Annotated in this window: 9 protein-coding genes and 1 pseudogene; all 10 read right to left on the bottom strand. The window is 28.1% G+C overall.

Going from position 1 to position 11710, the window contains the following annotated elements:
- Positions 1 to 166: 166 nt before the first annotated feature.
- The 10 genes and pseudogenes from BUC23_RS14370 to BUC23_RS14410 all read right to left on the bottom strand — a co-directional run bounded on the left by BUC23_RS14370 (position 167) and on the right by BUC23_RS14410 (position 10831).
- Complete coding sequence (locus BUC23_RS14370) at positions 167 to 676, bottom strand: hypothetical protein (RefSeq protein WP_073210613.1); 510 nt, start codon at positions 674 to 676, stop codon at positions 167 to 169.
- A 682-nt stretch (positions 677 to 1358) separates the two neighbouring features.
- A complete protein-coding gene (locus BUC23_RS14375; protein ID WP_073210615.1) occupies positions 1359 to 2297 on the bottom strand; it encodes a ketopantoate reductase family protein in 939 nt (312 codons plus the stop codon).
- Between the two features lie 70 nt (positions 2298 to 2367).
- On the bottom strand, positions 2368 to 2949 hold the full coding sequence (locus BUC23_RS14380) for a Crp/Fnr family transcriptional regulator (RefSeq protein ID WP_073210742.1): 582 nt from the start codon (positions 2947 to 2949) through the stop codon (positions 2368 to 2370).
- Between the two features lie 386 nt (positions 2950 to 3335).
- Complete coding sequence (locus BUC23_RS14385) at positions 3336 to 3935, bottom strand: HD domain-containing protein (RefSeq protein ID WP_073210617.1); 600 nt, start codon at positions 3933 to 3935, stop codon at positions 3336 to 3338.
- Between the two features lie 233 nt (positions 3936 to 4168).
- The gene (locus BUC23_RS14390; RefSeq protein WP_073210619.1) at positions 4169 to 4348 is read right to left on the bottom strand and encodes a hypothetical protein; all 180 of its coding nucleotides are present in this window, start codon (positions 4346 to 4348) and stop codon (positions 4169 to 4171) included.
- On the bottom strand, positions 4345 to 5181 hold the full coding sequence (locus tag BUC23_RS14395) for a pentapeptide repeat-containing protein (protein ID WP_073210621.1): 837 nt from the start codon (positions 5179 to 5181) through the stop codon (positions 4345 to 4347). Before BUC23_RS14395 ends, BUC23_RS14390 begins: the two co-directional genes overlap by 4 nt.
- A gap of 593 nt (positions 5182 to 5774) precedes the next feature.
- Positions 5775 to 6470: a hypothetical protein gene (locus BUC23_RS14400; RefSeq protein ID WP_073210623.1), complete on the bottom strand. Its 696-nt coding sequence runs from the start codon at positions 6468 to 6470 to the stop codon at positions 5775 to 5777.
- Positions 6471 to 6683: 213 nt separating this feature from the next.
- A complete protein-coding gene (locus BUC23_RS14405) occupies positions 6684 to 9860 on the bottom strand; it encodes a hypothetical protein (protein ID WP_139259899.1) in 3177 nt (1058 codons plus the stop codon).
- 63 nt (positions 9861 to 9923) lie between these two features.
- Positions 9924 to 10172 (bottom strand): annotated as a pseudogene (locus BUC23_RS17855) (SMEK domain-containing protein); the annotation flags it as partial.
- 350 nt (positions 10173 to 10522) lie between these two features.
- Positions 10523 to 10831, bottom strand: a complete 309-nt coding sequence (locus tag BUC23_RS14410; RefSeq protein WP_073210628.1) for a hypothetical protein — start codon at positions 10829 to 10831, stop codon at positions 10523 to 10525.
- Positions 10832 to 11710 lie beyond the last annotated feature (879 nt).

Here is an 11710-nt window from a genome sequence, read left to right on the forward strand (position 1 = left end):
AGTGTGGTTTTGATTAATCACTTGAGTAAAACCATCTGAAAAGAGAAGCTTATTCAAATAGTCATTTCATGCTTAACGGTATGAGCTGATAAATGGTAAATCAGAATCTACAATCGGAGGCCCTTTAAAAAGGCCTCCTTTTTTTTAGGATTAATGTTTTCTCTTTTCATGACTTTTCGTCCTCAACAATTAGTTTCAACGAATTGATGTAATCCGTATCAAATTCGATCACTCGTATTTTGTTTGGCTTAAAACTCATCTCTCCCTCAAATTGTCCTTCGGTTCCCAAAAAATCGATGACCAGTTCCTCTTCATCCAGTTTTATCAGTTTACCCAGATAAACTGCTTCATCTGATTTTGTTGCAATTTGCAAAATCTCATACTTGTTTGCTAAAAAGTGTATTATAGAAGACAAATCTCTCAACGGAATTATTTCTTCTGCACTTGTTTTTAAACCTTTTAATTTAATTACTCTTTCTGTAAATTCATGATCTTTGTCTTGAATAATAGCCTTTACATTCTTGTTTTTTAATATTGTGTAGCCATCAATTATAAAATCTACAAGATTATTTTTCAGTAAAATCCAATCCTCGGTCCAATCAATAAGAAAACCACTAAAGATTTCTTTTTTGTCGTCAAACTCTATTGTAATTAATTGTCGTACGTATTTTTCCATTATGTTTATTAAGTTTGAGAGTATGCTGCTTCAGTTTGCCTGAAACGCTAGGGTAAAAAGTTTCAAATGTACTTTGTTTTGTCAATCAGAAAGTAAATATATTAGATTTACACTACAATTAAAAACTATTTCTAGTCGGTTTTCATATTATATAATTATCCCTAACTAGGGTATTCATATTTGATAAAATCATCCATATACACTAAAAAAAAGGACAGTGCATTATCATGAAATTTTAAAATTAGATGATAAAATTAGCCCCTAAAAAAAACCTCTCAGCATCTATTTCATTCCTTCCCCCTACTATTCCAATCCAACTTCCATTTATATCATAAGCCCTCCTAAGCTCATAAATCTTCCCCAAAAGGTAAAGACATAAAACCCAAACTATATTTTTACCATTTTGCGCGGTCGGGGTTAAGTAACACACGAAAGGATTCGTTCGGTAGCGGGGGTTTTTCAAGTTCATAAGACATACGTCCTCATTTTCGGCTTCCTTTAGGGAAGGGTCAATTCCTCCGTTTTTGACAAGTAGTAATCCCGAATTGACAAGTACTACGTATCGCTATAAAACAGAAAAAGATGCCTGGGCATCTTTTCTATTTGTCACTATACAAATTATTTATTCTTTACCCCTTTTTTCCAACTATCATTATAAGAATAATTTTTGCGCGTAGCTTTTTTAAATAATTTGATTTATTTCTTTGTATATCTTTATTGTTTCTTCTGTTTTTATACCTAATTGTTTACCATAATTTATAATTGCACCAGCGAATAATTCCAACTCATTATTTTTCTTTTTTGAATTTACGTCCAATTGTAATGATGTAGGGGTCGCATAGGGAAAAGAAAGTCCTTTTTCAAAAGTCCTTCTTATTATGTCAGCAGGTAAATCAATTTTGATTTTTGTAGTGATTAATTGAATTTCCTCCATAATTTGTGTTGCTCTTTGTTTAAGAAAATCTTCTTCACCAACTTGTCCAATAGATTTATTGTATCTCGCAGAAACCAAACCAAAACTCGCAATAAAGAAAAACTTCGTCCAAATGTCTACAAAACTATTTTGCTTAAAAGTAATATCCGCGCCACTATTATTGAAAATGTCGATTATCCATTTTGTATCAGTTTCTTGATTCACAGGATCTTTTCCAATAATTATTTTTCCCGTATTACCTGTGTGTTCTACAATTCCTTTTTCTTTTATGTGTGAGGCAACGTACACACAAGAAGGTAAAAATGTTCCGTTTTTAATTATATGTCTTACTCTTTCGTAAATGTCGGCTCCATTCATTAAAGCCATTACGGTTGTGTTTTTGGTTATTTTGTCTTTTATTTGATTACAAACATTTTCTAAATCATATTCTTTTACACAAATCAATATCAAATCCGATTCTTCAATTTCATCAAAGTTGTTAATAATGTTACTTGGTTTTGCAACAGATTGAGTATATTCTGATGAGAGTAGCGTAAGTCCATTTTTTTTAACTATTTCATAAGTTTCATTTCTTGCTACAAAAGTGATTTTATAGTTAGGATTGTCTTCAATAAGTTGCGCTATTTTAAAACCAAAATAGCCACCCACGCCACCAAGTCCGATTAAAGTTATTTTCTTTGAATTCATAAATTTATATTATTTTAGAATACAAATTTCTTGATAAATAAATTAAAACTTCTTGTCATTTGACAAGAAATTAAATTTTGGAAATTTCTTTTCTAATTCGGCTTAAAGAACTGTCAGTTATACCCAAATAAGAGGCGATAATTTTTAAAGATGCATTTTGAAATATGTTTGGATGTTTCTCCAAAAGTTTTGTATATCTTAAGGTTGCGTTTTCTTTTACCATTTCTAACATTCTATCGTGAAGTTTATAGTAGTTAATTATGAATAACAGCCGACTAAACTCTCTGAATTCGGGAATATTATGAAAGTTGTATTGGACATTTTCTAAATTTGTTTTCCAAAAAATGCAATTACTTAAGGTTTGATAATTTTCTTTTACAGGTTTTTGTGTAAAAAAAGAAAGAAAATCATTTACAAAACAAGGGGCTGAAAAGATATTTGTAGTAACTTCATTTCCATTATTATCAAAAGTATAGGAACGAACGAAACCACTTTCTAAGAAATAAGTGTCTTCACTGATACTATTTTCTTGTAATATAAACTCGTTTTTAGAAAGTTCAAACCTGTCAAATTTTGATGCAATCTTTTCAGCAATTTCAATTTTCATTGGCAAAACTGATTGAATGTAAATTTCCAAAATTTCTGTTTTCATTCTATATTTTTTTGTCGTTATATTTCTATTCTTTGTGGTAAAGTTAAGCACAACTCTTTTATATATGCGACTTCCAATTACAAACATATCAATAACGCTATTAACAAAAAAAACTCATCAGCATCTTCTCACTCCTTCCCCCTGCTCTTCCAGCTACCATTTATATCATAAGCCCTCCTAAGCGCATAAATCTTCCCTAAAAGGTAAAGACATAAAACCCAAACTATGATTAGTTCTATTATTTTTTACCATTTTGCGCGGTCGGGTGCCTTTTAAGTACTTATTTTCAATTAGGAACTAATGTTTATTAAAATTCCGAATGTTCAATTTAGCACTAAACCCCTCCATTTTGCCAAACCGCTTTTAGTGGCAGTTCTTCTTCTCGGTCAGTCAGTTTTTTTTATTAGAATTCCTTTGTCCACACTTTCGTTTATTAAATTCTCGGCATAATTCCAAATTGCAGACGAACCGTTTTTAATTGCTTTTTTCTTATCATAAACTTTTTGATACGGCACATTAAATTCCGTCCAAGTTCCACCATTATTTGAAGTGTTTTGCAATAGTGGTTCAAATCTATCCATTAATTTTGCAAATTTTGCTTCGTCCGTTATACCTTCTTCAAATTCTTCCCAAATTGCTATGAGTTCTTCGGCTTGTTCTGATGGTAAAAGTCCAAATATTCGCTTTGCGGCAATAAGTTCTTCGTCGGTATTTGTATGGCTTTTTGTAGAATCGTAAATAAAAGTGTCGCCCGCATCAAATTCTACGATGTCGTGGATTAAAACCATTTTCAAAACTTTAAGAACATCTATCGGTTTGTCCGAATGTTCCACCAATACAATTGCCATCATTGCTAAATGCCAACTATGTTCTGCGTCATTTTCGTGTCTATCGCTGTTAAACAGTTTAGTTTTGCGTTGAATGTATTTCAACTTGTCTATCTCTTTTATGAAGCTTACTTGTTTTAATAAATTGTCTGTCTGCATATTTCTATAAATGTTGAGAGAATTTTACTGTCTGTGTAATGTCTTTTAAAATTGCACTAACGTCAGTTCGGCTAAAAACGTTAAAACGAACTCTATTTGGTTAATCAGTGAGTTAATATATGATTTAAACTACAATTATTTTTCTTTTTAAACTCCCTATGGTTCTCCATTCAACACGGGTTTCTTTGTTCGTGCTGCGCACGCAACGAAACTCTAGCTGTTAGCTGTAGTATTTACTTTTTACCGGTTCCTCCACATCCACCACAACTTACTCTACCACTTCCATTACAACCAGAACAATTCACAACTCTAGTTTCATTAAGACCTTTATTTTGGCTTTTCGCACCTCTTCCTCCACAGCCAGGACAAGCTATTTGACCGTTACCGTTACATCTTGAACAATTTTCACTCATAATATTTTAGTTTTATTTAATTTGATATTTTTTTTGTTAAATATTTTTTTTAATTGACTTTCTAATATTATTGAATTCGTTAGGTCAGCATTAGTTAAGTCAGCTCCTTCAAAGTCAACAGTTGTCAAATCAATATTTAATAATTTACAATTGATTAATTTGGTATAAGATAAATCAGTGTTTTGCATAGATGAATCAGAGAAATCACTATTAGTAAAATCGCAAGCTGTAAATACTGAACGATCTAAATAAGATCTTATAAACTTTGAATCACAAAAATAAACACCTTTTATTGTTGTGTCTTTGAGTACTATTCCAGAAACTTCCGAAGATTTAAAATTCGCGCCTAATAATTCAATAATGTTATTATTTATTAATTTAGATTCATATAAAAATTGTAGAACTTGCCCTTTTCTTTCATCATTAAGAATTTCTATTGCAACAATTGTTCGTGTTCGCGCAATAATTTTACTTTCTTTATTTAAATTAATATCAAGTAAATTTGACTTTATTATTAAGTCTGAAATAACTCTGAAGTAAGAATCTAAGTTTTCATTTTGTTTATTTTCAAAATCTTTTTTCTCGTCTTTAGATTTTTCATATTCTTTATATATCCATCCAATTATTGCCACAGATAAAGGTATAATTAGTAAATCTAGCCAATCCCATAATTTTTTTGGCTCTGGTCCATTTTTTACAGCATCATAAGGTGCTAATCCCATCCATTCAGGAGAATCGTATGGAAAAATTGCATTATATCCAATATATAATGAAAATGCAATTATAATAATGATGATAATTGTTTTTATATAATTAATTTGATTTTTCGTCATTTTTTCAAATATTACAGCTAACTAGCATATAGGCTAATAAACTCAAGCTCTTTTGTTTCAAAACGGCACGATAGGCGCAAGTTTTGGCATAAATTGTTGCGTCTTATTTAGCGTCATCCTTATACAAATTTAAAAAAAAATCTTACATATGAAAGGGCCCGATTGTGTTTTTAAAAGCAGAACTGATCACATGAGTATAGATCATTGTCATTTTTGGGCAGTTATGCCTATATTGCTTAATGTTTCCTAAAGCGGTTCTGCTTTCTAATAAATAATAGCGTACGAAGTCGGGAGACTTCGCACAGCACACCCTATATTTAAGAATGTTTAGTTTTCAAAGAATACTTCGGAGAGCGGGATTTCCAACAAAAAAATCATAAATATCACTCATATTTCATGTGTTTAGTAAAATTACCGATAACGTCAGCACGTCTAAAAACCTCTAAACGAACTGATTTTTTTATTAATTAGAAAGTAAATATATGTGATTTAAACTATAATTATTTTTCTTTTTGACTACCTCCAGTCCAGTTCAACACAGTTTTCATTGTTCGTGCTACGCAAGCAACGAAACTTAACTGTTGTGAGAAGTTTTAATATTTAGAAAGTATTTTATTTGCAAACTCTATAGCAATTTTTGGCTCCATAGATTTTTCTATTTGGCTTACTAATTCTTCTAATCTATTTTCGTCAAATTGATAACGATCAATTATTATCTTATCATGCAAAGACTTAAGGAATGCTACAGGGGCATATTCAACTCTATTATAAAAAGTTAAAATATCCTTATAAGATAAATGATCTTTATCTTTAAATTCTACTGGAATCTTTCTACTTTTTAAAATTGCATCGTGTTTAATAGCATTATTAACTTCTCTTAATTCGTCAATATCGTTGAAGCAATCAAGTTTTCGAATATCAATTTTTTTGATTTTTAAAATATCAGAAATTGTTTCCCACTTATATAACTTTGACTTGTCTAAATCTTTATAGCTCGAGTTCAATAAAAATTTTAAACTTGTTTCGAAATGCTTATAAGAATAAATAATTTTCATTTCAGATAATGCCTTTAACTCTTCTTCGCGAAATAAAATATCATAGAAAACTTCTGAATCCACAATCGTATTTTCTTTGTTAATTTCCTTTAATTTTAAAATTTCTTCTTCATGCTTTTTGATGGCATCTTCAGCAATTTTGTCAAAGTGATTATTTTCGACGTGTAAGACAAACATTTTGAAACCTAACTCTTCAGCTTTTCTATTGTTTGTATATAATGTTGATTTTGTCATTTTAGTTCTTAAAAATTTTCCATAACGTCAGTTCGTCTAAAAACCTCTAAACGAACTCTAAACGAACTCTATTTGTTTAATCAGTGAGTAAATATATGTGATTTAAAAAACTTTTTAAAACTACCTCCGGTTCCGTTCAACACGGATTTCATTGTTCGTAATGGGCACGCAACGAACTCTAGCTGTTAGCAGCTTCCTTTATTTTTACGAATTCTATTTTTTCAACTCCTTTATAATAACTTTTGCTTTATCAAAACCAATTTTTTCTAAATCTGGAATTATTTTATCTTTAAATATTTTGTCATTTCTTCTTTGATTTGCTTTTAGAATAATTGATTTTCTGCAATTGAATAATAATTCATCTGCATATATTTTAAAAACGCTTTTGTGTAACTCAAATAAGCCTGAAAGTGATTTATTGATGTCTTCGTTTTGAATTGTGATTACAAAATTATCATTATTTATTTTTAAAAAAGTTTGCAGTTCTTTATCATATTTTCCCTTTGTTGATTCTGAAATACGTCTTATAACTTGAAATAGCGGGCCAATCTCAAAACCTTTGTGATTATTTTTTTGCAATTTGCTTAATAAATCTGTTTTACAATATTTCTCAATTAATTCTGAATTTATTGAATACCCAAAGTAAAATGATTTTAGAAAGTCGCTAATTGTTAATTTATTGTACCTTCTCTCTATTTTAGTGTATCTTTTTAAATATTCATTAAGCAAATAACTAGCTTTTTCGTTACAGTTTTGTTCGTGGTTTTTATAAACTTTATTTTTTAATCTATTTAATATTTCTAGTGATTGACATAAATTTATTTCAATATTTAAGAGAGAAACTATTAAATATTCACTATTTAGTTGATTAAAAAGGCTGATTGATTTATCTATATCAAATTCTGAAATTACCCTAAAAATATCATCTGCATAACTTATTTTTTTGTTTATGAGATAATTATCAATTAAGTTTGGAGTAATTGATGAAATAATATTTTTATCAAAATCCTTAATTTTTAAGATTTTGGGATTTCGTATTAGTTCGATAATTGAAGTACTAGAATCTATATTGTCAATTGTTTTTTTTGCAATCTGAATTGTTTGAGAATTTTTAATGCTTAAATTTTCTTTTGCAAATTCATAAAATGAAAGAAGAGAATTAATATCTTTTTCTGTTTCAATTTTTGTGATAAATTCATTTTTATTTGTTACTTCATTTACAATTAAAAAAAATAGTTTTGGTTCATCAGAAAGACGTTTTAACTCTAAAACTCTTGCTCTAAAATTTGATAAACTATTTTCGTTTATTAATTTATTTTTTAGAATTCCATTTTTTAAATCATTCGATAAAAACTTTTTAGCTGATGCAGAATTTATGTTTGATAAATCAGACAATGCTTTTGAATATTCAGATAAAGAACAATTTACTAATTTTTCTTTTATTATATTATTTTCAATTAGTTGATTGTAAATAAATGTACAAGAATTTGTGCCTACCGAAATATCAATTTTTTGGAGTTCTCTTAATGATTTTGCAATTTGATCTATTTTTTGCTTTTTTGCTTTCTCGATTAGTTTATTCCAATCCATTTTTCGGATTAGACTATAAACAAGTTTTTTTGTTTCACTTGAAGTATTTAATTCCGAAAGAGAATTTGTTATGTTTGAAAATCCTGGAAGTTTGTTTATCTTTTCTAGCCATTCAGGAAAGTGTAGAGAATTAAGAATTTTACAAACTGTTTCAGGTTTCCTACTTTGTTTACTTACTCGCATTGTCAATTCTACAATAGAATTGTTTTTTACAATTTCATTTTCAGATAATACATTTGTAATTTTTTCAAATGGCAATTCAATCGATATTAATTCTGAAATCTGAATTAAATTAGAATAATTCATATAATCTTGATATAGAAATAAATTGAGTTTATTTCTATTTAGATATGTTATTATTAAATTATAAAATTTTAATAATTTTAAATTATCTATTTGAGTACATATTTTAAATAGAATTGATATTAAAGAATTTACTTCAAATTCTTTAATATTTGACGAAAAAGATTCTATAATTATTTGCTCTATTTTTTCATTTTCTAAAATCTTTATTACAATTCCTGTTTCTTCTGAAATTTCGGAACTAAAAAATTTATTTAGTAATAGATGAATATTTAATGAGTATTCTTGTCTATTGAATTTTGTAATATAATTAATTATTAATTCTGACTTTTTAGCCAAATCAATATCATTATTCACTTGTGAAAAAGAATCAAATATTAGTTTTGCATATTCTTTATGTGGAAAATAATGATAATCACTTGATGAATATTTTAAAATTATTCCTTTTTCTTTTAGTTTATCATTAATTTCTTTTTGCCCTTTTAATAAGATAAATGGAATATCATTTTTATATAAAAGGCTATAAGTATAAAGAGAATCACTTTTGAACTCGTTTAATTTATGTTCATCATAAAAATTCTCTAAAATGCTATTTTGGTTAATCTTATCAAAAGTTATATTGTTTGATATTTTATTTCTTTTTTCCCAAACTCGTAATGCAATATTTAACTTTAATAAGTTACTACTCGTGTTTTTTAAAATATCAAAGTAATTTCCTTTAAACCAAATAATTTCTGCATATTGAATTTTTAATAGATCAATCTTTTTCGAGATTATTCCTGAAATTTTTTCTTCTAAATCTTCATTTAAATCTATTCTGTAATATTTGATTTCTTCAATTTTATCATAAATGCTATTTTCGTCATATTCATCAAAAGTTTTGTAGTAACGAGATAGAAAAAGAGATTTAATCCATTTATGTTTCGATAATCTATTTTTTATTTTTAAAAATAATTTAATGTTATCGTGAATATTGTCTAAAATCACTAAAGAATGACAATGAGATATTTGTATTAATTCTTCTAGAATTTTTGATTCGTCAAAAATTGGTTCTGTAAGATTCAAATAAAAGATTCTTTTGTTTTTTATTTTTTGAATAATTGCATATGCAATTGTAGTTTTTCCACTGCAAGGATTTCCTAAAATACAATATTGTTCTGTAATGTCATTTGTAAAATTGTAAGCTAAACTGTCAATTTTACGTTGTTCCTTTTTACTGAAATATATTAAATCTTCGTTGTTAAAATAAGTTGTGTCGTCAAATTTTTGTTTTTTTTTAATTTCTTTGAAAAGAACTAATTTTGACAACCCATAAAACTCTTCACTTATTTCTTGTTTTATTAATTCAGAAATTTCGATCCTTTTTTCTTTATCTAATTGGTTTATATCGCCAATTAAATTTTTAATTGTTTTAATATAAATTTTTACGCCATCAAGTTCTTCAACAATTGATGTATCAATATCTTTTAGATATTTAGTTTCAATTATAAAAAACACCCAAAGTTTTTCTAATCCTTTACTTTTCCAATTGTTTAACGTAAGTTTTTTAGTTTCATTAATTTTGGTTTTCTCGTTACTTTGGATTGCAGTAATTTGGATTCCAATTTTTTTTTCGAAATCATATAAGTCAATTCCTTTTGAGTTTAATTTCTCGTAGTTTAAATTTATTAATTCTTCAAAATCATAAACTTTCTTGAAAATTCTCATAAAGAAATCTTCGGCTTTTATTTTTTCATCGTGAAGATTTAAAAGACTTCCTCTTTGTATTTTATCAGTATAGGCGAAAAGATTAAGTTCTATGTCATTCATTTTCGTCTTTTATTAGTTGTTTAGAAGTTTCGTCGTCTGAAGGTTGCCACTAACTTGTGTATTAGGAATGATAAAATCAGATCTATTACTCTAATTTAGAGTGGATGTGTCTGATACCTATCAGACTTTATTTATCATCAAATATATAATAATTATCCTATAAATTATAAAAAGGTATTTTAATTTGTTACGGTATTTTTCTACATAACAAGAAGATACGTAAGTAGTCTTTGTATTGAACTATTCAAGGAGTACCGGACAGGATAATAATATAAAACAGAAAAAGATGCTCGGGCATCTCTTTTAGCATATTATTTATTCATTTTCAATGACAACCTTTTAGATAGCTATTATTTTTTATAAGCTTTTTTAACTAGTTGTCCTTTAGTCTCCTTATGAAATTTTAATTTTTCATCTTCTTCCTCCACTAATTTGAAGAAATCAGATAATGAAATTTCTAAAAAATCGCAGATTGCAAAAAGCTTACTACATGTTACATTATGATCACTAATATATCTTTCTAGACCTAAATTTTTACCAATCTCCGTAAAATATTCATTATTTTCACTTAAGATTACTCCATTGCGATCCTTATAAAGCTTCTTAATAACAGTAGAAATAGCCTTAGTAAGTTCTTCAATCTTTATCTGTTTTCCCATATAAACAAATTGAATTATAAAAAAACACCTTAACAATTACACATGTGTAAATAATATTTATATATTTGTACTATTAATTACATTTTATTTAATGTAAATTTGCGTTTCTTCATATAAAAATATTTGAAGCATTCGCTTTGAATCTCGTATCAGAAAACTGGTAATTTTAAGCAACGAGATGATAAGTAAGATGCTCACGTCCCATGCCGTGGGCTCACTTATTGTTGCTCGGTATACCAGTACCTCTGATGCATTAAGATGAGTTCCATGCCATTTTTTATTGTCTTGGTACATAACTCTCTTATATTCTTAGCACCGCTTCTTCATTTTTCATAGTCTCGCAGCAGTTTAACCCGCATGCCTATGAGTAAAATACAACTACAAACCTAAAAGAGCTTACGCCTAGCGCTAGCAGTGGTTTCAATCCGTAAACCACCAAAATCACCATCAAGGAAATCGCATTTTCTTAGCCGGTAGTAAACTCTTATGCCTAACGGCAACTAAAAACGATAACAGAAAACTTAAAAAAACGTCTATGAATCTATAAGTTATTCAGAACTATAAAACACCTGCACCGAAAGGTCCTTTGAATAAAAACACCTAGTTAATTTAATTTGAATTTGTTAATAAAAGGTGCAGGTTATTTTCTAATCCTAAAACTCTTTGCCTATGATAAACTAATAATAATGAGGTTGCTTTGCTTCGTTCCTCGCAACTCCTCGCAATGACACACTAAAAACAAGGACCTCTAACTCGCCGGCAAACTAATCTAGAGGACCATCACTAACGAAACTAACGTTTCAATTCACTAAACCAATATTAATTGATCAGATGAAATATGACAAACAAATAAAAGCGGCATTAATAGTGGCGTTTATA

This window comes from Flavobacterium xinjiangense (assembly GCF_900142885.1).
In the GTDB taxonomy this organism is placed as follows: domain Bacteria; phylum Bacteroidota; class Bacteroidia; order Flavobacteriales; family Flavobacteriaceae; genus Flavobacterium; species Flavobacterium xinjiangense.